Origin of the sequence: Bradyrhizobium sp. S3.3.6 (assembly GCF_040546905.1) — a bacterium.
Lineage (GTDB): Bacteria > Pseudomonadota > Alphaproteobacteria > Rhizobiales > Xanthobacteraceae > Bradyrhizobium > Bradyrhizobium cytisi.
Genome location: NZ_JBEPOT010000008.1, coordinates 61,130 through 86,305 on the forward strand (window position 1 = coordinate 61,130; position 25,176 = coordinate 86,305).

A 25,176-nucleotide genomic window follows, 5' to 3' on the forward strand; every position below is an offset into this window, starting at 1 on the left:
GTCATACCGCCTCGATCAGCATTGCACCGCCGAGCCCGCCGCCGATGCATTCGGCGGCAATCCCGCGTCGCGTTCCCAGCCGCTTCATGGCGTTGACGAGGTGCAGCACGATGCGGTTGCCGGAGGTGCCGACGGGATGGCCGAGCGAGATCGCGCCGCCATCGACGTTGAGCTTCTCACGGTCGATCTCGCCGGCGGCACCGTCGAGGCCCAAAATCTCGCGGCAGAATTTGTCGTCGTTCCAGGCGGCGAGACAGCCGAGCACCTGCGTTGCGAAGGCCTCGTTCAATTCCCAGGTCTCGACGTCCTGGATTGTGAGGTTGTTGCGCTGGAGCAGCGGCGTCGCCGACATCACGGGGCCGAGCCCCATGATGCTCGGATCGAGCGCGGCCCAGTTGCTATCGACGATCGCAGCCTTCGGCCTCAGTCCGTGCTTTGCGACGGCCGCGTCGGAGGCGAGGATCACCCACGAGGCGCCATCGGTGATCTGCGAGGAATTGCCCGCGGTGACCTGGCCCCAGGGACGTTCGAACACCGGCCTGAGTTTTGCCAGCGTCTCGGCTGTCGAGTCCGGACGCACGCCGTCATCATGGTCGAAGAATTTTCCGTCGCGGGAGAAGGCGGTCTCGACCTCGCCCTTCAGAAAGCCCTCGGCCTGCGCGTGTGCAAGGCGTCGATGGCTCTCGGCCGCATAGGCATCCGACTGTGCGCGGGTGATGCCGAAGAGATGGCCGACGACCTCGGCGGTCTGGCCCATGTTCAATTCGGTGATGGGATCGGTCAGCCCACGCTCGAGGCCGATGATCGGCTTGAGATAGCGCGGACGCAGCTTGAAGGCAGCGGCGGCCTTCGCGGCAATGCCTTTCGCCGTGGCAAGACCGGCAAACCATCGCACGCCGGAGTTCGGCCAGACCAGCGGCGCGTGGCTCAGCGCCTCGGTGCCGCCCGCCAAAATCATGTCGGCGTGGCCCTCGCGGATGTAGCGGTAGGCGGTGTCGATCGACTGCATGCCGGAGCCGCAATTGATCTGCATGGTGAAGGCGACCATGTCCTCACCCATGCCGAGCCGAAGTGCTGCGACACGAGCCGGGTTCATCTCGTCCGCGATCACGTTGACGCAGCCGAGGATGACCTGGTCGAAAGTCGTGGGCGAGAACGGCTGGCGCGCCAGCAGCGGCCGGCCGCATTGCACGGCAAGATCGACCGGCGTGAACGGGCCGGGCCCCGAGCGCGCCTTTAAAAACGGCGTCCTGCTGCCGTCGACGATGAATACCGGTCGTGCCATCAGCTCGCCGCCCTCTGTTCACCGAGTTCCTGGAAGAACTGATGCACGCCGCCGGTTTTTTTGTAAATCGGCGACAGCGCCTCCGGCGCAAAATCGTCGACCTCGATGACTTTTGTGACGGCTTCATGAGCGGCCGCGACCTGCTCGCCTTCGGCCTGCGTGATCACGCCCTTGGCGACGGCGTCCTTGGCGTCGCGGATACGCGCAGCGCGCATGCGCTTGGCGATGGCGTCGGTGCTCGTGACCAGCTTGAATGCGCGCTCCAGCCGGGCGAAGCCGCTGTCGTCGTCGACATGGGCGAGATCCGGCGTGAGGCGCTCGCGCGCGGCCGTGGGCTCCAGCACGAGGCTTGCGCATTGGTGCACGACGCGGTCGGACGGGCCGAGCACGCGGGCACCGAAGGGCTGGACCACGAGCTTGAGAATCACTGCGACGAAGCGGTTCGGCAGGTTGGCGAGGATTTCGGCGAGCCGGTTCTCGATCGTCCGGAATCCGGTCGTCATGCACCATTCCAGCGCGGCAAAGTCTTCCTTCTGCCGGCCCTCGTCCTGCCAGCGCTTTAGCGCGGCAGAGAGCAGGTACAGTTCGGAGAGGATGTCGCCGAATCGCGCCGACAGCATCTCCTTGCGCTTCAGCGCACCGCCGAGCGTCAGCAGCGCCATGTCGGCGCAGAGCGCGAACGCCGCGGAGTAGCGCGATAGCTGGCGATAGAACGGCGTGGCGTCGCCTGCATCAGGCGCAAGCGCAAAGGCGCCAAAGGTCCAGCTTCGACCGAAGGCGCGGAACAGCGTCCGGAAGCTGTGGCCGACATGCTTCCAGAACGCCTTGTCGAACGCGGCGAGACCGCGCTCGCGATCGGTATCGGCGAGCGCATTCATCTCGTCGAGCAGATAGGGATGGGCGCGGATCGCACCCTGCCCGAACACGATGAGATTGCGGGTGAGGATGTTGGCGCCCTCGACCGTGATGCCGACCGGCACGGCGCGGTGGAGATTGCCGAGATAGTTCTGCGGACCGTCGATCACGGCCTTGCCGCCGTGGATGTCCATGGCGTCGTCGACCGCAACGCGCATCCGCTCGGTCGCGTGCAGCTTCATGATGCCGGAGATCACGGCGGGATGCACGCCGGCGTTGAGCGCAGCGCAGGTCATTCGCCGCGCCGCGTCGAGCTGATAAGCGGTGGCGACGATACGCGCAAGCGGCTCCTCGACGCCTTCGAATTTTGAGATGGAGATACCGAATTGCTCGCGGATGCGGGCGTAGGCGCCGGTGGTGCGCGCCGCGTAGGCGGCGCCGGCCGCTGAGAGCGACGGCAGCGAAATGCCGCGACCGGCGGCGAGCGCGGTCATCAGCATTTTCCAGCCGTGCCCGAGCCGTGCCTCACCGCCGATGACATAGTCGAGCGGGATGAAGACATCGCGGCCCCGGTTCGGGCCATTCTGGAACACCTGCATCGACGGCAGATGGCGGTGGCCGATCTCGACGCCGGGCAGATTGGTCGGGATCAGTGCCACGCTGATACCGAGCTCTTCCTGATCGCCGACGAGATGATCGGGATCGTAGGCCTTGAAGGCGAGACCCAGCAGCGTCGCGACGGGACCAAGCGTGATGTAGCGCTTGTGCCAGTTGAGCTTCAGGCCCAAGACCTCCTGCCCCTCGAAGAAGCCCTTGCAGATGATGCCGGTGTCGACCATCGAGGCGGCATCGGAGCCGGCCTCCGGACTGGTGAGGCCAAAGCAGGGAATGTCGCGACCATCCGCGAGGCGCGGCAGCCAGCGCTCCTGCTGCTCCCTTGTGCCGAAGCGCATCAGGAGCTCGCCGGGGCCGAGCGAGTTCGGCACCATCACCGTGACGGCGGCGGCGATCGAGCGGGTCGAGATTTTCCGCACCACTTCCGAATGGGCATAGGGCGAGAAGCCGAGGCCGCCAAATTCCTTCGGGATGATCATGCCGAAGAATTTCTCGCGCTTGATGAAGGCCCACGCCTCCTGCGGCAGGTCACGCCATTCCCAAAAAATCTTCCACTCGTCGAGCATGGCGCAGAGCTCGTCGACGGGACCGTTGAGGAAAGCCCGCTCCTCGTCCGTCAGCGTTGCCTGCGGAATCCTCAGCAGCTTCGACCAGTCGGGATTGCCGGTGAAGAGATCGGCGTCCCACCAGACGTCACCGGCCTCCAGCGCCTCGCGCTCGGTATCGGACATCGCCGGCAGCACGCCGCGCGCCCAGGAGAAGATCGGTTTTGTCAGGGTGTCGCGGCGGAAGTTCATGGCGGACCTCATGCAACGGCGCGGTTACAGGGCATTTTAGCGGAAAGTGGCCGGCGGAAGTGAACACTTCGCGCCCAAAAAGAAGCGAATTGACGCGGCCGGGCGGCCACCCGGACCATAACGGCAGGGGCGTGGGGGCGGTTCCGGGGACGGAATAGGTGGGACGAGCAGTAGCCTGGATCAGTCCGGCCGGACCATCTCGAACATGTTTTCCGGCTTGATCTCGAAGTAATCGCCGCGGCGACCGGCGCGCACGATCGGGCGGGCGGCGGCGGTCTGGTAGACGCCGTCCTTGATCATGGCCTTGTCGATATGGACGGCGACGACCTCGCCCAGCGTCAGCCAGGCGTCGGCCTCCCTGCCGTCGGCGCCCTTGAGGCGGACGACGTCAGACACCTTGCACTCGAAAGCGACGGGGCTCTCAGCCACGCGCGGCACGTTGACGAGCTTGCCCGGCACGGCGGTGAGGCCTGCGATCTCGAACTCGTCGACCTCGGGCGCAACATGCGCGGCGGTCGCGTTCATGTGCTTGGCGAGATCCATCGTAGCGAGATTCCAGACGAATTCGCCGGTCTGCTGGATGTTCTCGACCGAGTCCTTCCAGTTGGTGGAGGAGAAGCCGATGATCGGCGGCACGTAGCAGAAGGCGTTGAAGAAGCTGTAGGGCGCCAGATTGACGTGGCCCTTGCCGTCGCGCGAGGAGATCCAGCCGATCGGCCGCGGCGCGATGATGGCGTTGAAGGGATCGTGCTTGAGGCCGTGGCCCTTGGCGGGCTCGTAGAAGTACAGGTCTTTGTCGGTCACGCTGGCTTCCCCTGATCGTCATTGCGAGCGCAGCGAAGCAATCCAGAATCCCTCCGCAGGACGCAGACTGGATTGCTTCGCTGCGCTCGCAATGACGGAGATTGTTGATCCGTCCTTGCCCGCCATCGTCTCGCGGGGGCGGCAGATCCACTTATAGGAGGAATTCCAGCGCCCTGTCAGTGGCGCGGCGACAGACCCGCGATGACGAAATCGATCATCTGGTCGATGCTCGGGCCAGGCTTGGTGGCGCACTGGGCGATCATCTGGGGGTGGAAGAAGCGCATCATGGCGGTGCAGGCGCAGAGCGACGCCAGCTGCAGGTCCGGCGCCTCGAACTCACCGGTGGCGGCGCCCTGGGCGATCATCTGACCGATGAAGCCGGCAATGCACTCCATATGGGTGACGCAGACGTCCCAGTCCTCCTGCATCGCGATCTCGACCATCTCATGCAGCTTGGAGTCGCCGACATAGCGCTCGGTGTTCATGCGGTTGATGGTGGTGAGCAGCTCGCGGAAGCGCTCGAGCACCGGACCGGGCCTCGCCACGATCCGCTGCGCCTCCAGCTCGACCTCACCCATCAAGCTCCGCGCCACCGCCTGGTGGATCGCCTTCTTCGATTCGAAGAAGCGATAGACGTTGGCGGGGCTCATCCGGAGCTCTTTGGCGATGTCCCCGACCGTGGTCTTCTGGTAGCCGATCACGCGGAACAGCCGCTCAGCCACCTCGAGAATACGATCCCGGGTGTCGCCCTCGATATGTTCCGCAACCAGTGTCATCTGTCAGGACTCGTCTGTCGGTAGTCTTCTCATTTATTCAGCCGCTTCAGCAAGCGGAATTGCTTCCTGGTCATCGCTCCCATGCTGCGGCGCGGCAGGCTGCTCGGGGGTGCCGGCCTCGTCCAGGCTCTTTCTGAACCACAGGGCATAGAGGCCCGGCAGATACAGCAGCGTCAGGAAGGTCGCGACGAACAGGCCGCCCATGATCGTGATCGCCATCGGGCCCCAGAATGCCGAGCGCGACAGCGGGATCATGGCGAGGATGGCGGCGAGCGCCGTCAGCACCACTGGACGGGCGCGGCGGACGGTCGCCTCCACGATCGCCTCTCGGCGAGTCAAGCCATGAGAAACGTCGGTCTCGATCTGGTCCACCAGGATGACCGCGTTGCGCATGATCATGCCGGCGAGCGCGATCAGGCCGAGCAGCGCCACGAAGCCGAACGGCGCGTTGGCGACGTTGAGCCCCAACGAGGCGCCGACGATGCCGAGCGGTGCGGTCAAAAACACCAGGATCAGGCGCGAGAAGCTCTGCAGCTGGATCATCAACAGCGTCAGCATCACCATGACCATCAGCGGGAAGAGGATGAAGATCGAGGCATTGCCCTTGGCGGACTCCTCGAACGCCCCGCCCGGCTCGATCCGGTAGGCCGGCTCGAGCTGGTCCTTGATGGCTTGCAGCTTCGGCGCGATCTGGCCGGTGACGTCGGGCGCCTGCACGCCGTCGACGACGTCGGAGCGCACGGTGATCGCCATGTCGCGGTTGCGCCGCCACAGGATCGGCTCCTCGTGGGCATATTCGATCTTGGCAATCTGCTGCAGCGGTACGGCGACGCCATTGCGCGAGGTGATGGTGAGATCGCCGACGCCGCCGAGATCGAGACGCTCGGACGGGATCGCTCGCGCAACCACGCCGACCTTCTCGATGCCGTCGCGCACGGTCGTCACCTGCGCGCCGGAGATCAGCATGGACAGCGCTTGCGAGACGTCCTGCGGGGTCAGACCCATGGCGCGAGCGCGATCCTGATCGACGACGAGCTTGAGGTAGGGCGACTGCTCGTTCCAGTCGAGCTGGACGTCCTTGACGTTCTTGTTCTCCCGCATGACGTCGCGGACCTGGTAGGCGATCTCGCGCACCTTGTTGGCGTCGGGGCCGATCACGCGGAACTGCACGGGGAAGCCGACCGGCGGACCGAAATTGAAACGGTCGACGCGCACGCGGGCCTCCGTCAGCGTGCCGTCGGCGACAGCACCCTCGATCTTGGCCTTGACGCGCTCGCGCGCCTCGACGCCCTTGGCGACGATGACGATCTCGGCAAAGGCCTCGTTCGGCAGTTGCGGATTGAGGCCGAGCCAGAAGCGCGGCGAACCCTGGCCAACATAGGACGTATAGGTCTCGATATCCTTGTCGTCCTTGAGCAGCGTCTCGGCCTTCTTCACGGCCTTCTCGGTGACGTTGAAGGCGGTGCCTTCGGGCAGGCGCAGCTGGAGGAACAGCTCAGGCCGCTCCGACAGCGGGAAGAACTGCTGCTGGACGTGGCCGAATCCAACGATCGAGGCGACGAACACGCCGACGGTCGCGACCACGACGGTGATGCGGTGATTGACGCACCATTGCACGATCGCGCGCAGGCCGCGGTACATGCGGGTCTCGTAGACCGCGTGCGGATCGTGATTGTGATGCACCTTGATGTTGGGCAGCAGCATGACGCCGATATAGGGCGTGAAGATCACGGCTACGAACCAGGAGGCGACCAGCGCGATCGCCACGATCCAGAAGATGCTGCCGGCATATTCGCCGACCGCGGAATTGGCAAAGCCGATGGGGAGGAAGCCAGCGGCCGTGACCAGCGTTCCCGTGAGCATCGGAAACGCAGTTGATTCCCAGGCAAAGGACGCTGCGCGCATGCGGTCCCAGCCCTGCTCCATCTTCACCACCATCATCTCGACCGCGATGATGGCGTCGTCGACGAGCAGGCCGAGCGCGATGATCAGCGCACCGAGCGTAATACGGTGCAGGTCGAGCGACATCGTGTTCATGACGATGAAGACGATGCCGAGCACCAGCGGCACCGAGAGCGCGACCACGATGCCGGTGCGCCAGCCGAGCGCGAGGAACGACACGAACAGCACGATCACCAGCGCTTCCATGAAGGAATGCACGAACTCGCTGACGGCGTGCTCGACCACCTTGGGCTGATCGGCGATGAGCTTGACGTCGACGCCCTGCGGCACGGCCTTCATGAATTCCGCGGTCGCCTTCTCGACCTCCTTGCCGAGATCGAGGATGTTGGCGCCCTTGGCGGTGACGACGCCGATACCGATCGCGGGCTTGCCTTCCTGGCGGACGACGAAGCTCGGCGGATCGACATAGCCGTGGGTGACGGTGGCGATGTCGCCGAGGCGGAACACGCGGCCGTCGCTCTCGACCGGGGTCTCGGCCACCGCCTTGGCGCCGTCAAGCGCACCGGTGACGCGCAGTGGCACGCGCTGCGACGAGGTTTCGACCGTACCGGCCGGCGTCACGTTGTTCTGCTTGGCGAGCGAATCGAACAGCGCCTGCGGCGTGATGCCGAGGGTGGCGAGCTTGGCGTGCGAGAATTCGACGAAGATGCGCTCGTCCTGATTGCCGTAGACGTCGACCTTGGTCACGCCGGGCACCTTGAGCAGGCGCTGACGAAAACCTTCGGAGACCTTCTTGAGCTGGGCGTAATCGGCACCGTCGCCGGTCATCATGTAGAGGATGGAATCGACGTCAGAGAACTCGTCATTGACGACGGGTCCCAGAATGCCTGCGGGCAACTGGCCCTGCACGTCGACCAGCTTCTTGCGCAGCAGATAGAACAGATACGGCACGTCCTTGGGCGGCGTGGAGTCGCGGAAGGTTACCTGAAGCGCGGTGAAGCCGGGTTTGGAATAGGTCTGCACCTTCTCGAAGTAGGGCAGCTCCTGAATCTTCTTCTCGATGGGGTCGGCGACCTGGGCCTGCATCTCCTGCGCGGTCGCGCCCGGCCACATCACGGAGACGTTGACCACCTTCACGGTGAAGAACGGATCCTCAGCGCGGCCGAGCTTCTGATAGGAGAAGAAGCCAGCGACGCCGAGCACGAGCATCAAGAACAGGACCAGCGTCGGATGGCTGACGGCCCAGGCCGAAAGATTGAAGCGCTTCATCGCACTCTCCGGAAAAAACGATCCAATTGCCAAAAACGACAGCCACTCTGTTCAAGGCGTCGTCGCGAGGCAGCGAAGCAATCCAGGGGGCTGGGCAGGTTCTGGATCGCTTCGCCGCTTCAGCCTTTGCGTAGGGGCACAGGCCGAAACTCACCTCACACGACGTAACTCGTAATCTCTAGAACGACAGTGACGACACGACCCGCACCTTCTGGCCGGGATCGAGCTTCTGCACGCCGAGCGTGACGATCTTGGCGCCCTCGTCGACACCGCTGGTGATGACGACGTCGTTACTATCGTAGGACTTCACCGCCACCGGCTTCAGCGTGACCGCGCCATTGTCGTCGACGACGAAGAAGGACGGCTTGCCGCCTTCGTTGAACAGCGCCGACAGCGGCAGCCGCGCGACACGCTCGGTAGCAGCGTCCGACAGCGTCAGCGTCGCGGTCATGCCGAGCGAAACCTTGTCGTCGGCCTCGGGCAGCGAGAACTTTGCAAGATAGGTGCGCGTCGCGGAATCCGCGGTGGGCGCGATCTCGCGCAGCTTCGCCGTGTACTTCTTGTCCGGCTCCGACCAAAGAGTGACGCTGGCGGCGCCCGACTTGGCACGTCCGACCAGCGTCTCAGGGATCGCGACGACCGCTTCCTTTTCGGCAAAGCGGGCGACACGGATCGAGGTCTGGCCTGCGGCAACCACCTGGCCCGGCTCGATCAGCGTTGCGGTGACGACGCCACGGGCGTCGGCGTTGAGCGTCGCGTAGGAGAGGGAATTCTTGGTCAGCTCGACCGAGCGGACGGCGCGGTCGAGGCGCGCACGGGCTTCGTCGGCGGCGGCGCGGCTCGAATCCATCGCTGCGTCCGTGGTCCAGCCCTTGGCTTTCAGATCCTTGGCGCGCTGCTCGGCCGCGGCAGCCTGCGCCAGCACGCCGGTGGCCGCGGTCTGCTCGGCGACGGCCTGCTCGGCCTGGAGTTTCAGGTCAACCTCATCGAGGGTGGCGAGCGGCTGGCCGACTTCGACCGTCTGGCCGACCTCGACGAGGCGTTTTGCGACCTTACCGGCGACGCGGAAGCCCAGATCGCTCTCGATCCGGGGCCTGACGGTGCCGACGAAGCTGCGCTCCGGGGTCTCGGCATCATAATGGGCGGTTGCGACCAGGACCGGCCGCGGCGGCTCGGCTTTTTGCGCCACGGTATCATTGCACCCGGCCAGCGCAGCGGCCATCAGGGCCAGCGACACACCTGCCAAGAGCCTGGAATAGCTGGACAAAACGGACCGAACGAACATCGGAGGACACTCCTGCGTCTGCAATGAGAGGAATGTCGACTAATCACTGATAAAAGTCAATAATCGTCAGTCATCAGAAAAGCGTGATCGTTAAGGGGTGGTAAGGAGTCATGGGTTGGCGGAACTCCCTTATCCTGATATGGTTACATGTAACCGAATGGAGGAACCCGTGCCGTCCTCTTCCAAGCCAAAGTCATCGCGAGCGAAGGTCCGCGAGCATCGAGAGCGGCTGCGCGCGCAGGGGCTCCGTCCGATCCAGATCTGGGTTCCGGATGTGCGTTCAGCGTCCTTCAAGGCGGAAGCCCATCGCCAGTCACTGGCGGTCTCATCGAGCGCTCAGGAATATGACGATCAGGCTTTCATCGATTCCGTCTCCATTTTGAACGACGAATGAAGCGGGGCGAGATCTGGACACTCGCTGGGGGCGAAGACTATGCGGGAAAACCGCGTCCCGTGGTCATCGTCCAGGATGACGGTTTCGACACCGCGAACTCCGTCACGGTCTGTGCATTCACGACCAACGAGACTGAAGCGCCGCTATTTCGCCTGCCGGTCGACCAGTCCGAACGCAATGGTCTACGGGTACGCTCCCGCCTGATGGTGGATAAAATCACCACCGTGCCAAGGTCCAAGATCGGAAAGTTTGTGGGACGGCTCGACGACGAGGACATTTTGCGTCTCAGCCGCGCCCTGCTGGTGTTTCTCGGATTGGCCGGTTCGCAGAAAGGCGCCGGCGCAGATTAGCCGGTAGCCCGGATTTGGCTTCAGCGAAATCCGGGCTGGCTAGGTCGGAGAGATAATTACCGTCCCTGTTCGGCGAACTCGTGCTTGGTTTCGTGGCCGCCGATGAACACCAGAATGCCGGCGAGCAGAGGCAGCACGGCGAGCACCAGCAGACCCGTCGAGGTCTGGCCGGTGGCTTCCTTGACCCAGCCGATCAGATAGGGTCCGCCGAAGCCGGCGAGATTGCCGATCGAGTTGATCAGCGCGATGGCGCCGGCGGCCGCGGTGCCCGACAGCCACGAGGTCGGCAAGGTCCAGAACACGCCGAAGACGCAGAACACGCCGATCGCGGCGAAGGTCAGCGCCACCATCGTCATGGTGGGATCGGAGATGTAGCTGGAGATGGCGAGCGCGACCGCGATCAGGATCATGGGCGCACCGACATGCATCACGCGTTCGCGCGTGGCGTCCGAATGCCGTGCCCACAGGATCATGGCGACCGTCCCGAACAGATAGGGGATCGCGGTGACGAAGCCGGTCTGGGCGTTGCTCAGCCCGAACGCCTTGACGATCTGCGGCAGCCAGAACTGCATGCCATAGAGCGCGCCGACGAAGCCGAAATAGACCAGGCTCAACGTGATCACCTTCGGCGACGACAGCGCTTCACCGAGCGATAGGTGCTTCACCGCCTGCTTGGCAGCGATCTCGGAATCGAGTCTGGTCTTGAGCCAGGCCTTCTGCTCGGCCGAGAGCCAGTCCGCCTTCTCCGGCTTGTCGGTGAGATAGAACCAAGTGACGATGCCGAGCAGCACCGAGGGTATGCCCTCGAGAATGAACAGCCACTGCCAGCCCTTCAGACCCATCGCGCCGTCGAGCCCGAGCAGCAGGCCCGAGATCGGCGCGCCGATCACGGTCGAGACCGGCACCGCGATCGCGAAGGCCGCGAGGAAGCGGCCGCGATATTCGGCCGGGTACCAGTAGGTGAGATAAAGGATGATGCCGGGGAAGAAGCCGGCTTCCGCAACGCCGAGCAGGAAACGCAGGGCGTAGAAGCTGGTCACGCCGTTCACCAGCGCCATCAGCGCCGAGATGATGCCCCACGTCACCATGATGCGGGCGATCCAGCGGCTGGCGCCGAACTTCTCCAGCGCCAGATTGCTCGGCACCTCGAAGATGAAATAGCCGATGAAGAAGATGCCGGCGCCCCAGGAGAAGATCAGCGGCGTGAACTTCAACTCGGCGTTCATGGTCAGCGCGGCGAAGCCGAGATTGACGCGGTCGAGATAGGAGAAGAAATAGGCCAGAACCAGGAACGGGATCAGGCGCCAGGAGATGGCGCGGATGGTCGAAGTCTCGATGTCCGACTTGTTTGTATTCTCGGCCCCCGCGGAACCGGTATAGGTTGTGGTCTGGCTCATGGCTTCCCCCCGATTTGTTGCTTTTGTGAGCTAAAAGGCGGTTTTCAGCATCACGGGCAAAGAGTCAATGGAAGCCATGCACGGAGCGCAGCCGGTCAACACCATTGCGCTGCGACAGAGCATGCTGCTCCGCGCCGCCCTGGCTTTGATCGTGATCGCCTGCGGCCTATCCCTACGCTGGTACGGCTTCCCGCTCGGCCTCCCCGCCTTCGTGGTGAAGTACGGCGGCTCGCTGCTGTGGGCGACGATGGTGTTTTTGCTGATCGGGGTTTTGCTGCCGCGGCTGACGCGGAGCCAGCGTGCGGCCATCGCGATGGTGATTGCGATCGTGGTCGAGCTTTCGCGGCTGGTGCATACGCCCTGGCTCGATGCGTTCCGGCTGACCACAGCGGGCGCGTTGCTGTTGGGCCAAATCTTTTCGCTGTGGAATTTGGTCGCCTACCTCATCGGAATCGTGGCCGGCCTCTGGCTCGACAGCCGTGTCGCGAGCTTCGCCCAAGATCGGATCCTGCCTCGATGTCGCAAACTCAATTCGCAACAGGCCGGCTCGACCCGCGAATGATCAGCTCCGTCGGCACGGTGAGAGCACGGCCACATTCAATCTCGTCGCCGCGCATCCGCTCCAGCAGCATAGTCGCAGCGTGGCGGCCCATGGCCGCAAGATCCCACTCGATCGCCGTGATAGGCGGCGTGTGCAATTCGGCCAGGTCGGAGTCGCTGCCAGCCACCACCGAAATCCCGTCACCGACGGCAATGCTCATCGTCCGCAGGGCCCTCAGGCAGCCGCCGAGCATGTCCATCGCCGCGACGAAGAGCGCCGTCGGGGGATTCGCGAGACTCATGAGCGACGCCGTCGCCCGATAGGCGTCTTCGCTCGAGAGCACGTTGTCTCGCAACAATCTCGGGTCCGGCGTGATGCCCGCCGTCGAACACGCCGCGCGAAATCCCTCCAGACGGCTTCGTGACGGAAAGGCCTTGATGTCGCCGACGAGCATGGCAATCCGCCGATGCCCAAGGCCGAGCAGATGGCTCGTCGCAAGCCGCGCGCCCTGGCGATGATCGGCCGTGACGCGATCGAGCGCCTCGATGCGATCGCGGTCGATGAGCATGACCGGCATCGGCGCCTCCGACAGCGCTTCGCGCACGTCGCGGTGCTCCTCGTCGCTCAGCGTCATCATCACGCCATCCACCCGGCGCCTACGGAAGGCCCGCAGCAAGGCGATTTCGACCTCGGGGCGGTTGGTCGTGCTCGCCAGAAGCAAGGTGTATCCGGCCTCGCGTAGAACCGCCTCGGCCTCCTTGATGAACAACGCGAAGCGCGGGATGTCGAAATCGCGAATCGCGCAGGCCACGAGCCGCGAGCGTCCCGCGCGCATGCTCTGCGCCGTGACATCGACCTCATAGCCGAGATGCGCCATGGCCCTTTCGACGCGCTCGCGCAGCTCCCGGGCCACCGTAGGATGATCATTGAGCACACGGGATACAGTGCCGACCGCGACACCGGCCTCTCGGGCCACGTCCCTGACTTTTACAGTTTGCGAACGGCGTGGCTGTGACAACATGCCGGTTATATGAACCGGTTCATCATATGAGACAAGGGTTTGGACAGAAATTGTAGAAGTTTCTATCATTCGCATAAAGCTTCTCGAATCTTATATGAACCGGTTCATTGACTCCGGCGCCGGACTTGGCACAATGGCGGCAACGCTGAAAGCCGCACGACGAGATCCCATCCTCTCGATCGGACGATTCCGGAGAAGAGCCATGCCTCAGCCCAAGGTCGCCTTTGTTGGATTTGGCGAGGCCGCACAATGCTTTGCCAAGCATCTCGCGGCGCAGACCGATGCGCCGATGGTCGCGTTCTGTCAGGGCAAGACGAATGCACCGCCCTACTCGCAGGCCTTTCGCGCGATGGCGGCCGGTTGCGGCGTCACGCTGGTCGAGCGACTTGACGATTTGTCGGACGCGGACGTGATCTTTTCCGCGGTCGTCGTTGCGGTTGCAGCCGAGACCGGCGAGGCAATATCCAGAATCGTACGTCCCGGCTGTCTCGTGGCGGACATCAATGCCGCGAGCCCGCGAACGAAAAGGCGTGTCGCCGAAGCCGTCGAGGCGCGCGGCGGCGTGTTCGCGGACACGAATCTGATGGGTTCGGTCGACCTCTATGGCGCCGCGGTCCCGCTCTATGCGTCCGGCAGCGGCGCCGAGCGCTTCTCAGACATTTTCAAGCCACTCGGTTTTCGCATCGAGGTGGCGGGTCCACAAGCTGGAACAGCAGCGGCCGTGAAGATGCTGCGGAGCGTGGTGACGAAGGGCATGGAAGCGCTGCTGGTCGAGGCCCTGACCGCCGCAACGCTCGCCGGCGTGCGCGAGGAAACCATGCGCGGGCTTTGCGCGTCGATGGATGCCACCACGTTCAGCAAGTTCCTGGACATGTGCGTCCGCTCCGACGTGCTGCATGCCGAGCGCCGCGCCGTGGAAATGGAAGGCGTGGTGGAGGGCCTGCGGGAATTGGGCTTCGACCCCCTGATGACGACCGCAACGGCGGAACGATTGAAGGTCTCTGCGCGGCTGGGCTTGCGGCAGGAATTTGCGCGACGCCCGGGCTATTCGGCCGACGACGTGCTGGACCGTTATGCGCATGTGGTGTCCGTCCATGGAGGCGAACCACGAGGCTCGCGCGGCGAGCTCAAGAAGGGGCCGTAAAGTGCGGGCCTGACTTTTTACTCCGCGAGCTGAAACCGCTCGAAGCGATCAAGCTCCTCCTCGATCTTCTGCTTGAGCTCCTTGCGCCCCGCCATCTTCTTGGCCTGCCCGAGCCAGGTCCATTTCTGCATCAAGAGCTTCTTGGCCTGCCGGTCCGTCTTGAGGTCGAGCGCGGCGACGATCTCGTCGCCGACCAGCACGGGCAGCGCGAAATAGCCGAGCTTGCGCTTGGCCTTCGGCACATAGGCCTCGAACAGATGGTTGTAGCCGAAGATGAGATTGGTGCGCTTGCGCTGGATGATCAGCGGATCGAACGGCGACAGAATGTGGACAAGATCCGGCGACACCTCATGCGGCTCCAGCGCGGACGGCTGCGCCCAATGCTCCTGCTTGCCGGCGCCCTCGATCGCGACCGGCATGAGCTCGCCGCGGCGAACGCGCGCGGCGATCAGGCTTGCCACCGCCTTCTTGCTCGGCGCATCGAGATGGCAGACCGAATCGAGGCTGACGACACCTTGCGAGCGCAACGCGCGGTCGAGCAGATAGGCCGTGATCTCCTTGGCCGAGGCCGGCTTCGGCAGCTTGTCCCAGCCGAAATGCCGCGTCATCAGATCATAGGTCTTGAGCATGCCCTGGCGCGCGCTGATGGTCGCGACGCCGGTGTAGAAGGCAAGCTGGAGCGCGCGCTTCGAGGGTTTTCGGCTCTGCCACAGATGCTCCTTCTCGGTGAGCACGTCGTCCTCGATGTCGCGGATCGTCAGCGGACCGGCCCGCAACAGCCGCATCACCTTGCGCGTGTCGCCCGGCGTCACCGAGGCATACCATCTGTGCCCCTCGCGCTTGTGCTCGCGCATCGCCGGCAGGAAGAAGCGAAAATCGTTCGACGGCACATAGGACAGCGCATGGGTCCAGTATTCGAACACGCTCCTGTCGACGCTCTGGGCATGGCGCAGGTCGGCGCGGCTGTAGGACGGGATACGGCTGAACAGGATGTGGTGATGGCAGCGCTCGATCACGTTGATGGTGTCGATCTGCACATAGCCGAGATGGGAGACCGCACCAGCCACGGCCTGCGCGCCTTCCCCGAACGGCGCGCGCGTGTCGAGCCGTTGGGCGCGCAGCCAGATCTGCCGGGCCTGTGTCGTCGGGAGCGGAAGGGATTTTGGTGCGCGGGACATTGCGAGAGGCAATGTAGCGAGATTCGCGCCGGGAGAAAGAAGCAGGCTGCCAAAGAAAAAGCCGCGCTGCCATCTGCTGACAGCGCGGCTGGATGGTGCGGGCCGAGGCCTACTTCATCATCATCGCCTTCTGCGCCTTCATGTAGTGCATGCAGGCGCCCTTCATCTTGCCCATGCTCATGTCGGTGTTGACCATGGCCATCTCCTTGTTCGCGGCCGTCTTGGCGGGCGTGTCGGCCGGGCCGGTCATCATGGCCGTCGATTTCATCATGTTATCGCTGGTGCACGCCATCATCGCGGCGGATGCGGGCGAAACTGAAAAAGCGAACGCGACAAAGGCTGCGGCGGTGAGCAAGGTCTTCATCGAAATATCTCCTGAAGTAAAACGAAACCGGCGTCATGCCGGCATTCGCAATACGTATTCTCTGGCGAGAACGTTTCGCGGAGAAGACAATTTTCTTGCTGCAATGCGAAGGGAATCGGCCTCAGCGGCCGTCCTTCGGCGCCCTGGGCCTGTCACTGAGGCTACCGGTGGCGATATCGGGCTCGCAGGACGCCCTGCCGCGCCCCTCCGCCTGGCAGCGGTAGACGCTGCCGGTGAGCCGATCGACCAGCCACATGCTCTCGTCGGTCGGAGCTTCGAGGCCGACATAGCGGGAGGTCACCCCCGTGATCAGCGTCGAGAGCAGGATCGCCACCGCAATCATCGCGGCGCCAATATAAATGGGCATGGGATTCAGAGACACAGTCCGATCCGGCGGGCCGCTGCGATAGAATTGATAGTCACTTGGCCTCGGCACTGGATGGAACTCGGCTCCCTCACCTGGCGATGTCTGACGAAGGTGTCTGCTAGGCGCGCATCTGGCCGAAAACTTGTTCGCAGACAGGCCATCGCGCGACCGCTTTGAGATGAAGCGTGAGCGCAGGTTTCCGACAGGGAAGGCGGCCGGGACTGGGTCGCCCCCTGTCGCCCTTTGCCGCTCAGCGACGGCCGAACAACCCGCCCATCATGCCGCCGAACAGACCGCCAGGGCCGCCCGTCGGGGCGCCGCCGCCACCGCTGTAATGTCGCCGGCCGCCGCCACCGGAGGAACGGCGCCGCGACGGCTCATCGTCTGCCTGCTCGGAAGAGGCAGCGCGGGTTGAAACGACCTCCAATAGCAGAGCCTTGTGCTGGAGCTTGTTGAGGTAACCTGTGGCGGGATAGCCACGTGCCGCCTGCCAACGCTTGATCACGGAACGGGTCTCGTCGTCGAACTTCCCGGTCACCTTGACGTCGAAGCCGAGCCCGGTGAGGCGGCGCTGCGCGTCCCGGCGCTGCCCCTTGTCGAAACCGATCTGGTCTTCCGATATCTGGTTGGCTTCTTCGGTGAACGTGGCGGGATCGATCCCGGCCGACAGGTTGCGGGTGGTGTTGGACGGTCCATCCTGCAACGCCGCGATGCGGGCGAGTGCGATCGATTTGAACGTGCCGCTCGGATAGCTGGTGAGATAGGCGTTGAGCTCTTCCACTTTGTTGGTGTCCTTGATCGAGCGCCAGAACTCGAGCTCGATGTCGGAGCCTTGCTTGGTCGCGGCAGACACCGGCCCATTCGACGGATCGATCGTGGCCGCAGCCGACGCGCCAACCGGATTGAGATAGACGTTGCCGGTGAGGTTGGTGTGTCCCCAGGGCAATTGGCCCTTGCTGGTCTCGTCACTGACTTGGGCACGAACCTTGGTCATGGCCTGCTGGATCTCGACCCCGGGCTGGGCAATGTTGGCGACGAGGGCGCGGGTGAAAGGACTGTTGGTGCCGGCCTCGCCGTCGAGCGCGGTCTGGCCGGGGCCGGTGGCAAAGGCAATCAGCGTGCCCTCGCCCGACTTCATCTCGGCGAGGCCAGTCTGCACGTTGACGGAGCGGGTCGCCTTGGCTGACCGGATCTTTGCCGCGAACGGGTTATCGCGGCAGGCGTCCAGGAATACGAGCTTCACCTTCGCATCCGCCATGGTCTGATCGAGCGTGATGTCGACATTGATCGCCGCGCCGAGCTTGACGTCGATCTCGGATTTCAGGTCTGCGTCGATCGGCAACAGGTAGTTGATACCATTCACGGCAATCCCGTGGCCGGCGTAGAAGAACACGGCGACATCGGCGCCTTCGCTCTTCTTGCCAAACTCCAAAAGCTTTGCAGTCATGGCGTCGCGGGTGAGATTGGAGCCCTCGACGACATCGAAGCCGACATTGCGCAGCACCCTGGCCATCGCCTTAGAATCGATCGCGGGGTTGGGGAGCTGCGGGACATTCTTGTAGGCGGCGTTGCCGACCACGAAGGCGACGCGTTTGTCGGCGAAAGCTGCGTTGCCGCTGACGAGAAATGCTGCGACTGAAATTGCTGCGATCAAGAAGCGCATGGTCATTCTCCCCTGATCCAAACTTCTTCGCTGCCATCGGATCAGCCAGAGCCGGCCCGATCAGAGCAATCTGATCCAGATCACAACGACGCACTGTGATCTTGATCACCTGGGGATTTCTGCTGCTCGAACCGAGCTGAGAGGCGCTGCGACGGCTACTTTTCGGGCGGTTGGCGCAACGGGCAATAATCGCTGGTGACGAGCAATGGCAGGGAGATTGTACCCGCTGCGGAACGAAGTCCAGCGCGTCGCGGAAGCCCATTCGAAAAGACATGAAGGATTTGCACGCTGCTTTCGAGCATCGAATGAGACAGCGTTACTTCCTGACGCAGGCCTTGTGCTGCACCGGAGGTAGGACGCTGCTACTAGCTGGATGTCGACCTCGGCTGCTAAGGTACGAATGGAATTTCGGCCATTTCTGAATGTGACCCGAATCACATCCAAGCCTTTGAACCTACCCTATGCTCGCAGCATCAAATCGGCATCAGGCGTCACAGCGAGGATACGAAGATGACCCATTTCAATAAGTTTTTTGGACTGAAGGCGATGACACTCACGGCCGCGCTGTCGATGACGGCGAGCCTGGCTTTCGCCGGCGACACCAACGTCTCCACCAACCAGATCCTGGATGCGTTGAAGCCCAGGCCGATCACCCGCGGCCTGTCCGTCGGTCCGCAGGCCGATCCGACGGCGCAGGCCAAGGAAGCGAGCTTCCTGAACACCGTGCGCAACCGGCAGACCCGCTCGCTGTCGATGGGCGAGCGAGATCAGATCGCCGAACTCGCGGCGACCAAGCCGAACATCGATCTGGAGATCCAGTTCGACTACAACTCGGCCGACATCGCCAAGACCTCGGTGCCGTCGGTGCAGGCGCTCGGCAAGGCGCTGTCCGACCCGTCGCTGAAGGGCTCGACCTTCGTCGTCGCCGGCCATACCGACGCGATCGGCACCGAAGCATACAATCAGGGCCTCTCCGAGCGTCGCGCCGACACCATCAAGAAGTATTTGGTGCAGAACTACAGCCTTAGCGGCAACGATCTTGTCACCGTCGGCTATGGCAAGACCAAGCTGAAGGACACCGCCAACGGCGCCGACCCGATCAACCGTCGCGTCCAGGTCGTGAACATGGACACCAAGACCGCGTCCAAATGATCTGAGAAGTGATTGCAGCAATCGACAAGCCGCCTGCCGCGAGAGTGGCAGGCGGCTTTCTGTTGTCAGATCCAGCTCTGGAACAGCATCAGCCGGTTGAACGTCTGCATCGACGTACCGACGAAGGCGGCTGAGATCGGCAGCATCACCACAAAGCCCATCGCGGCGACGCCGACGTAGGCCCACAACAGCCAGCGCGGCAGGCCCTCCCTGTGCAGAACATAGACCAGCGCGAGCGAGGCCGCGGTTGCGGCCGGCAGATAATAATAGATGAAGCCCAGCGTGCGCGGCAGCAGCGCCCAGGCGAGCCAGAGGCCGAAATAGAACGCTGCAATCAGGAACGCATCCCAGTGACGCGCAACGATGAAGTCACGCAACACCACGACGAGCGCGAGCAGCGCCGGCCATGCGACCAGAGGATTGCCGAGGAAAACGACCGCCGCGACATTGTCGTCCGAGGTCTTGTCGAACAGGAACCACACGGGACGCGCGAGCAGCGGCCACGACGGCCACGAGCTCATGTAAGTATGGCCGGCGATCGAGGTGGTGGTGTTGTCGGCAAAGATACGACGCTGTGCTTCGATCATATCCGGCAACGACACCCCGTAGAGCGGAACGAAGGCGGCGAGATAGGTCACGGCCGGCAACAGCGCAAAGCAGAGCGCAGCATGATGTGCTCTGAACTCTGGCCAGAGATCGGGGCGATACCAGTCGCTCGGCTCGGCGTCGGCAAACAGCGCGTGCCAGCCCTGCATCAGGCGGATCACCGCAACAATGACGATGCAGACACCGAGCGGAAACAGGCCGCTCCATTTGCAGGCGGCGGCGAGACCGAACAAGCTACCTGCGAGCGCGAACAGCGCCTGCGGCCGCTCTCGTCGAAAGCCGTGCATGAAGGCGGCGATGGCGAGCAGACCGAAGCCGAGTGCGAAGATGTCGAGCATCGCGATGCGCGCCTGCACATAGAGCATCTGGTTGAACGCCGCGATCAGCGCCGCTGCGATCGCGGGCCCTTGCGATCCGAACAGCGCGAGGCCGCAGAGATAGACCGCGACGATCGCGAGCGCGCCGAACAGCGTCGCCGGATAGCGCCAGCCGAACGCATTGTCGCCGAATGTTGCGATCGAACCCGCGATCAGCTCTTTCGCCAGCGGCGGATGCATCGGATTGAGCATCGGCTGCGACGCGCCGGAGCCCAGCATCTGCCGCGCAGCCGGCACGTAATGCACCTCGTCGAACACGAACTTTTCCGGCGTCACCAGCCCGATCAGCAGCGCGAGATGCGCAGCCAGGAAGATCGCGACAGCGATCACTGCGCTTCGCGACAAATTCGGAACCGCGTGTGCTTCAAGCGACTGCTGTAGGGCTACTTTGCGTGGCAAATCTGCGTCACCGCGAATAAAAAATAACTCAGCCGATCCATTGAACGCATTCTGCCGCAACTGTCACTAAGCTTACGCTCGTCCCGCGCCGCTTGTGATAATTCTGCCACAACACGGGTGCGCGATCAGGGATTTCGATCGGGTATGATATGAATTTTCGTTTTCTGTTTTTCCCTTCACTGCTGGCGGCCACATTGTGCGCTGCGCCTTGCGCGCAGGCTCAAACGCGCGTCGGCGAAGCCGTCCTGGTTCAGAACGAAGTGGTGCGCGTCGCCGCGACGACGTCACCGATCAGCGTCGGCGACAGCATGTTGCGCGACGAGACCGTGCGCACCGGCGCCGACAGCGCAGCGCGCTTCGTCATGGCCGACAGCACCAATCTGTCGCTCGGACCGGGCGCGACGCTGAAGCTCGACCGCACCGTCTTCAACGACGAGCACAGCTATCGCGACGTCGCGATCCGCATGACCACCGGAGCATTCCGCTTCGTCACCGGACATTCGGAGAAAACCGCCTACAAGATCACGACGCCGCTCGCGACCATCGGGGTGCGCGGCACCACGCTCGACATCCTGTCGCAGCGCGGCCGTTCGGTCGTCGTGCTTCAGGAGGGCGCGGCCAGCGTCTGCACGTTGAACTTCCAATGCATCCAGCTCACCCAGCCTGGCGATACCGCGGTCATCACCTCGATCGGCGGCAAGGCCAGCATCACCAAGACCAACACCCCGCCCTGGACTTTCGCCGCCAACTGCGCTGCGAATGCCGGGCTTTGCTCCGTCAACCAGTATGCCGACGCCTCGCCGACCATCTCGCCCGCCGTCCATGACGATGGCATGCTGTGCGGGCGCTGATGGTGGGGAAGCTCGGCTTCACGAGGCTTGTCCTGGCCGGCGCATTAACTGCGGGCGCGGCGCTTGCGCTATTTGCTTTCGATACCCGCCCGGCCACGGCCGCAAGTACCTGCGAGTTCGAATGCGGCGAACCGCAACCCTACCCATCACCCACATACTCGCCCTCCCCCGCGCCAAGTCCGTCTCCGTCTCCGTCTCCATCGCCAGCACCCAGCCCGTCCCCATCGCCGAGCCCGACGCCGACCGGCTCGGATTCGAGCGGAAACTCGATCGGTGGCCTCGCCAACGAGCGCTTCAACCAGATGATCACCAACCGGGTGCTCGGCACGGTGCTGCTCGGCGTCAACGAGCAGGTCAATTGCAGCGACTGCGTCAGCGCGTTCGGCTCGGCCGGCTCGTTCTCGGCCGGCATCCACGGCCGCAAGGAGCTGACGCCCAATCTGTCGCTGCTCGCCGGCCTCGCCTACACGCAATACGGCGAGGGCGGCTACAACATCACCAGCGCACCGATCGGCGCCTTTGCACTGCGCTATGACTTCACCGATTGGGGCTCGTCGCGCCCATTCTTCGACGTCGGCACGATCCTGACACCGTGGGAGAAGGCGCGCTACACCCGCAGCTACAACACCAGCCTCGGCCCGGTGAGCGTGACCAGCTCGACCAACGCCGCGAATTACGCGGTCTATGGCCGCGCCGGCTGGATGAGCCGGTTGTCACCGCGCGACGAGGTCGCGGCCTCCGTCGAGGTCTGGCAGCTCTGGCAGCGCGTATCGGGCTATACGGACAACACCGTCGCGTTCAATCCGTTCGACGCCAGCATTGCGACCGGCACCGACCGCACCAGCCTGGTCAAGATCGGCGGCCAGTGGACCCATCTCTTCGCCGGCAACATCGAGACCAACATCAACGGCGGCTGGGTGCAGTCGTTCGCCAGTCATAGCGGCATTGTCGCCACCGTGACCGGCGACGGCATGGTGGTGCCGACGATGGGCAACCAGGGCTGGTTCGAATATGGCGGCCGCCTCGGCTTCCGCGTGCAGAAAGGCTGGATCGTGGACCTCTTCGCCAACGGCACACTGGGCCCGCAGCCGGTCGGCAACACCATCCATGGCGGCGTGGGGTTGAGGATTAATTACTAGCCGCGAGCCCAGTCTCGTAGGGTGGGCAAAGCGGAGCGTGCCCACCACTTCTCTCTCAACCGGAGACGAATGGTGGGCACGGCGCTATCGCGCCTTTGCCCACCCTACGGCACCTGTGCTGACGTTACGCCGCCGACTTGCCCTCGAACGCGCGCCGCAGCGCCTCGACATCGAGCTTCACCATTTTCATCATGGCCTGCATCGCGCGTGCGGCGGCTGCCTTGTCGGGGCTCGACAGGAAGTCGAACATCACCTTCGGCACCACCTGCCAGGACACGCCGTAGCGGTCATAGATCCAGCCGCACTGCTGCTCCTTGCCGCCGTTGGCCAAGAACGCATTCCAGACGCTGTCGACCTGGGCCTGATCGTCGCAATGGATCATCAGCGACAGCGCGTGGGTATATTCCACCTTCATGCCACCGTTGAGCGCGACCAGCGGCTGGCCGGCCACCGCGAACTCGACGACGAGCACCGAGCCCTCCTTGCCGGACGGGTTGTCCGCAACATTGTGCTGGACGTGCGTGATCGCCGAATTCGGCACCAGCGAGACGTAGAACTTCGCGGCTTCCTCGGCGTCGCCGTTGAACCACATGCAGGGCACGAGCTTGGACATTGCGAATGCTCCTCTTCAGGGTTTCGATCAGGCGTTCGCCATGGCGGGCTTCGGGGGGACGGCTGCCATGTCCAGCCAGTTCACACCCCACATATGACCATCCGGATCCTCGAAGCTGCGGCCGTACATGAAGCTGTATTCGTCCTTCGGGCTGGGATCGGCCACTCCGCCCGCAGCCTCGGCCTTGCCGACGATATCGTCGACCTCGTTCCGGCTATCGGCGGACAGGCAGAACAGCGCCTGGTTCGAGGTCTTTGCATCGGCGATCGGCTTCGGCGTGAACTGACGGAATTTGTCATGGGTCGTCAGCATCGCGTAGATGGTCTCCGAAAAGACCATGCAGCTCGCCGTGTCGTCACTGAACTGCGGGTTCCTGGTCGCGCCGATCGCCTCATAAAAGGCGGTCGCACGCTTGAGGTCGGTCACCGGCAGATTGAGGAAAATCATCCTGGGCATCGAAAGCTCCTTGGGCAGGGTTCTTCCCAAGGACGGATGGCTGGACCGCCATCCGACACGACTTCCGAAATATTTTCCCGGCCGCCGGCTGCGGGGTTCTGTCGCACCGAACCCCGCGCAGTCTTCGGCCTTACTTCTTCTCGTTCGGATCCCGGTGCACCGGATCGATCCACAGCACGGTCTCGGGCTTCTCGACCGGCTCGATGTCGAGATTGATCGCGACCGCCTCGCCGTCGCTGCGCACCAGCACGCATTCCAGCACCTCGTCGCGGCTGGCATTGATCTCCTGGTGCGGCACGTAGGGCGGCACGAAAATGAAATCGCCGGGACCGGCCTCGGCGGTGAATTGCAGGCTCTCGCCCCAGCGCATCCGCGCCTTGCCCTTCACCACGTAGATGACGCTTTCGAGATGACCGTGATGATGCGCGCCGGTCTTCGCATCCGGCTTGATGCTGACCGTGCCCGCCCACAATTTCTGTGCGCCGACGCGGGCGAAATTGATCGCGGCCGCACGGTCCATGCCTGCCGTCGACGGCACGTTGGTATCGAGCTGGTTGCCGGGAATGACGCGCACGCCGTCATGTTTCCAGCGATCGTCATGATCGTGTGCATGTTGGGAATGCGAGTGGTCATGGCCGGTCATTGATCTTGCTTTCTGTTGGTTCCGTGCGGGGCAAGCTAACCAAAGCCGCGACATCAAGCCATACCAAAATAGGAACCCTCGCGCGCGTCAGCTGTTGTCCCGGCGAGAAAACCGGAAGGAGAGTTTCATGGGTAGCACGAGCGACAAGATCAAGGGCGCCGCCAACGAAGCGATCGGCAAGGCCAAGCAGGACATCGGCGAAGCCACCGGTTCCGAACACCTGCAGGGCGAAGGCGCGGTCCAGGAGGTGAAGGGCAAGGGCCAGAAGGCCACGGGCGATGCCAAGGACGCCGCGAAGGAAGCGATCGATCGCGCCGCTGCGGCGGCACGCCGCGCGGCGGAGTAACGCGCGCAAGATCGAGACTGAAAGCAAAAAGACCGGCCGCGAGGCTGGTCTTTTTTTATCCATCCGCACTGACGGCGAAAGTCTTCACTTCACCGCGAGCAACTCGACGTCAAACATCAAGGTCGCGTTCGGCGGGATCACGCCGCCGGCGCCGCGCGCGCCGTAACCGAGCTGCGGCGGGATGATCAGCGTGCGCTTGCCGCCGACCTTCATCGTGGCAACGCCCTCGTCCCAGCCGGCGATGACGCGGCCCTTGCCGATGGGAAATTCGAATGGTTCGTTGCGATCGACCGAGGAGTCGAATTTCTTGCCCTTCTGGCCGTTCTCATAGAGCCAGCCGGTGTAGTGCATCACGCAAATCTGGCCGGGCTTCGGCGAAGCGCCGGTGCCGGCGACGCTGTCGATAGTCTGCAAGCCTGAAGCTGTGGTCATGGGTTTTCCTGCGGTCTGGGCCGATGCCGTGGTGGGGACGAATGTCGACACGCTGGCGATCACAGTGATCGCGAGGGCCGACATGATGGCGAGGAGCATGCGCTGGAAACGCTGCATAGAACACCTTCCGTTTGAGGCGGGAGGTGTCTAGCGCA

The 25,176-nt window shown here is 63.6% G+C and carries 25 protein-coding genes; 8 read left to right on the forward strand and 17 right to left on the reverse strand.

The features are described 5' to 3' along the window. Position 1: 1 nt before the first annotated feature. The 6 genes from ABID59_RS22855 to ABID59_RS22880 all read right to left on the reverse strand — a co-directional run bounded on the left by ABID59_RS22855 (position 2) and on the right by ABID59_RS22880 (position 9,588). The gene (locus tag ABID59_RS22855) at positions 2-1,285 is read right to left on the reverse strand and encodes an acetyl-CoA C-acetyltransferase (protein WP_354084861.1); all 1,284 of its coding nucleotides are present in this window, start codon (positions 1,283-1,285) and stop codon (positions 2-4) included. Next, the gene (locus ABID59_RS22860; protein ID WP_354084862.1) at positions 1,285-3,552 is read right to left on the reverse strand and encodes an acyl-CoA dehydrogenase; all 2,268 of its coding nucleotides are present in this window, start codon (positions 3,550-3,552) and stop codon (positions 1,285-1,287) included. Before ABID59_RS22860 ends, ABID59_RS22855 begins: the two co-directional genes overlap by 1 nt. Positions 3,553-3,732: 180 nt before the next feature. Continuing rightward, positions 3,733-4,356: a flavin reductase family protein gene (locus ABID59_RS22865; RefSeq protein ID WP_354033758.1), complete on the reverse strand. Its 624-nt coding sequence runs from the start codon at positions 4,354-4,356 to the stop codon at positions 3,733-3,735. A gap of 176 nt (positions 4,357-4,532) precedes the next feature. Further along, entirely contained in the window at positions 4,533-5,132 is a 600-nt protein-coding gene (locus ABID59_RS22870; RefSeq protein ID WP_354084863.1) for a TetR/AcrR family transcriptional regulator, read from the reverse strand. Between the two features lie 33 nt (positions 5,133-5,165). Next, on the reverse strand, positions 5,166-8,303 hold the full coding sequence (locus ABID59_RS22875) for an efflux RND transporter permease subunit (protein WP_354084864.1): 3,138 nt from the start codon (positions 8,301-8,303) through the stop codon (positions 5,166-5,168). Between the two features lie 178 nt (positions 8,304-8,481). After that, positions 8,482-9,588, reverse strand: a complete 1,107-nt coding sequence (locus ABID59_RS22880; RefSeq protein ID WP_148755575.1) for an efflux RND transporter periplasmic adaptor subunit — start codon at positions 9,586-9,588, stop codon at positions 8,482-8,484. 115 nt (positions 9,589-9,703) lie between these two features. Between ABID59_RS22880 and ABID59_RS22885 the strand changes: the two genes are divergently transcribed. Further along, entirely contained in the window at positions 9,704-9,982 is a 279-nt protein-coding gene (locus ABID59_RS22885) for an antitoxin MazE family protein (protein WP_354084865.1), read from the forward strand. Continuing rightward, positions 9,979-10,332 carry a type II toxin-antitoxin system PemK/MazF family toxin gene (locus ABID59_RS22890; RefSeq protein WP_354084866.1) on the forward strand — a complete coding sequence of 118 codons (354 nt, stop codon included), beginning with the start codon at positions 9,979-9,981 and terminating at the stop codon, positions 10,330-10,332. The genes ABID59_RS22885 and ABID59_RS22890 overlap by 4 nt, the downstream gene beginning before the upstream one ends. A gap of 56 nt (positions 10,333-10,388) precedes the next feature. Here ABID59_RS22890 and ABID59_RS22895 read toward each other — a convergent pair whose 3' ends face one another. Then, on the reverse strand, positions 10,389-11,729 hold the full coding sequence (locus tag ABID59_RS22895; RefSeq protein WP_354084867.1) for an MFS transporter: 1,341 nt from the start codon (positions 11,727-11,729) through the stop codon (positions 10,389-10,391). Positions 11,730-11,805: 76 nt separating this feature from the next. Between ABID59_RS22895 and ABID59_RS22900 the strand changes: the two genes are divergently transcribed. Then, entirely contained in the window at positions 11,806-12,291 is a 486-nt protein-coding gene (locus ABID59_RS22900; protein WP_354084868.1) for a ribosomal maturation YjgA family protein, read from the forward strand. On the opposite strand, the gene ABID59_RS22905 is transcribed toward ABID59_RS22900, so the two are convergent. After that, the gene (locus ABID59_RS22905; protein WP_187435364.1) at positions 12,257-13,291 is read right to left on the reverse strand and encodes a LacI family DNA-binding transcriptional regulator; all 1,035 of its coding nucleotides are present in this window, start codon (positions 13,289-13,291) and stop codon (positions 12,257-12,259) included. The two genes, ABID59_RS22900 and ABID59_RS22905, sit on opposite strands and share 35 nt — an antisense overlap. Positions 13,292-13,493: 202 nt before the next feature. Here ABID59_RS22905 and ABID59_RS22910 point away from each other — a divergent pair, with 202 nt between their 5' ends. Beyond that, positions 13,494-14,435, forward strand: a complete 942-nt coding sequence (locus tag ABID59_RS22910; protein WP_148755571.1) for an NAD(P)-dependent oxidoreductase — start codon at positions 13,494-13,496, stop codon at positions 14,433-14,435. Positions 14,436-14,452: 17 nt separating this feature from the next. Here the strand turns inward: ABID59_RS22910 and ABID59_RS22915 are convergent, their stop codons facing one another. From ABID59_RS22915 to ABID59_RS22930, 4 genes are all read right to left on the reverse strand, one after another. Then, positions 14,453-15,613 carry a winged helix-turn-helix domain-containing protein gene (locus tag ABID59_RS22915; RefSeq protein WP_354084869.1) on the reverse strand — a complete coding sequence of 387 codons (1,161 nt, stop codon included), beginning with the start codon at positions 15,611-15,613 and terminating at the stop codon, positions 14,453-14,455. A gap of 109 nt (positions 15,614-15,722) precedes the next feature. Continuing rightward, positions 15,723-15,977 carry a hypothetical protein gene (locus tag ABID59_RS22920; protein ID WP_148755569.1) on the reverse strand — a complete coding sequence of 85 codons (255 nt, stop codon included), beginning with the start codon at positions 15,975-15,977 and terminating at the stop codon, positions 15,723-15,725. A gap of 121 nt (positions 15,978-16,098) precedes the next feature. Next, positions 16,099-16,344, reverse strand: coding sequence for a hypothetical protein (locus tag ABID59_RS22925; RefSeq protein ID WP_148755568.1), 246 nt, complete (start codon positions 16,342-16,344; stop codon positions 16,099-16,101). Between the two features lie 250 nt (positions 16,345-16,594). Further along, complete coding sequence (locus ABID59_RS22930) at positions 16,595-18,007, reverse strand: caspase family protein (protein ID WP_354084870.1); 1,413 nt, start codon at positions 18,005-18,007, stop codon at positions 16,595-16,597. Between the two features lie 510 nt (positions 18,008-18,517). On the opposite strand from ABID59_RS22930, the gene ABID59_RS22935 reads away from it, so the two are divergent. After that, a complete protein-coding gene (locus tag ABID59_RS22935; RefSeq protein WP_354033763.1) occupies positions 18,518-19,159 on the forward strand; it encodes an OmpA family protein in 642 nt (213 codons plus the stop codon). A 65-nt stretch (positions 19,160-19,224) separates the two neighbouring features. Here the strand turns inward: ABID59_RS22935 and ABID59_RS22940 are convergent, their stop codons facing one another. Then, on the reverse strand, positions 19,225-20,472 hold the full coding sequence (locus tag ABID59_RS22940; RefSeq protein ID WP_354084871.1) for a phospholipid carrier-dependent glycosyltransferase: 1,248 nt from the start codon (positions 20,470-20,472) through the stop codon (positions 19,225-19,227). Positions 20,473-20,690: 218 nt separating this feature from the next. Here ABID59_RS22940 and ABID59_RS22945 point away from each other — a divergent pair, with 218 nt between their 5' ends. Then, positions 20,691-21,392 carry a FecR family protein gene (locus tag ABID59_RS22945; protein ID WP_354084872.1) on the forward strand — a complete coding sequence of 234 codons (702 nt, stop codon included), beginning with the start codon at positions 20,691-20,693 and terminating at the stop codon, positions 21,390-21,392. Continuing rightward, positions 21,392-22,531, forward strand: coding sequence for a hypothetical protein (locus tag ABID59_RS22950; RefSeq protein ID WP_354084873.1), 1,140 nt, complete (start codon positions 21,392-21,394; stop codon positions 22,529-22,531). The genes ABID59_RS22945 and ABID59_RS22950 overlap by 1 nt, the downstream gene beginning before the upstream one ends. Before the next feature lie 124 nt (positions 22,532-22,655). On the opposite strand, the gene ABID59_RS22955 is transcribed toward ABID59_RS22950, so the two are convergent. The 3 genes from ABID59_RS22955 to ABID59_RS22965 all read right to left on the reverse strand — a co-directional run bounded on the left by ABID59_RS22955 (position 22,656) and on the right by ABID59_RS22965 (position 24,243). Continuing rightward, on the reverse strand, positions 22,656-23,144 hold the full coding sequence (locus tag ABID59_RS22955; RefSeq protein ID WP_354084874.1) for a VOC family protein: 489 nt from the start codon (positions 23,142-23,144) through the stop codon (positions 22,656-22,658). Positions 23,145-23,171: 27 nt separating this feature from the next. Beyond that, on the reverse strand, positions 23,172-23,600 hold the full coding sequence (locus tag ABID59_RS22960; RefSeq protein ID WP_354084875.1) for a VOC family protein: 429 nt from the start codon (positions 23,598-23,600) through the stop codon (positions 23,172-23,174). Positions 23,601-23,730: 130 nt separating this feature from the next. Then, the gene (locus ABID59_RS22965) at positions 23,731-24,243 is read right to left on the reverse strand and encodes a cupin domain-containing protein (RefSeq protein ID WP_148755561.1); all 513 of its coding nucleotides are present in this window, start codon (positions 24,241-24,243) and stop codon (positions 23,731-23,733) included. Positions 24,244-24,370: 127 nt separating this feature from the next. Here ABID59_RS22965 and ABID59_RS22970 point away from each other — a divergent pair, with 127 nt between their 5' ends. Next, the gene (locus ABID59_RS22970; protein ID WP_148755560.1) at positions 24,371-24,589 is read left to right on the forward strand and encodes a CsbD family protein; all 219 of its coding nucleotides are present in this window, start codon (positions 24,371-24,373) and stop codon (positions 24,587-24,589) included. An 84-nt stretch (positions 24,590-24,673) separates the two neighbouring features. On the opposite strand, the gene ABID59_RS22975 is transcribed toward ABID59_RS22970, so the two are convergent. Beyond that, positions 24,674-25,138, reverse strand: coding sequence for an FKBP-type peptidyl-prolyl cis-trans isomerase (locus tag ABID59_RS22975; RefSeq protein WP_148755559.1), 465 nt, complete (start codon positions 25,136-25,138; stop codon positions 24,674-24,676). Between the last annotated feature and the right edge of the window lie 38 nt (positions 25,139-25,176).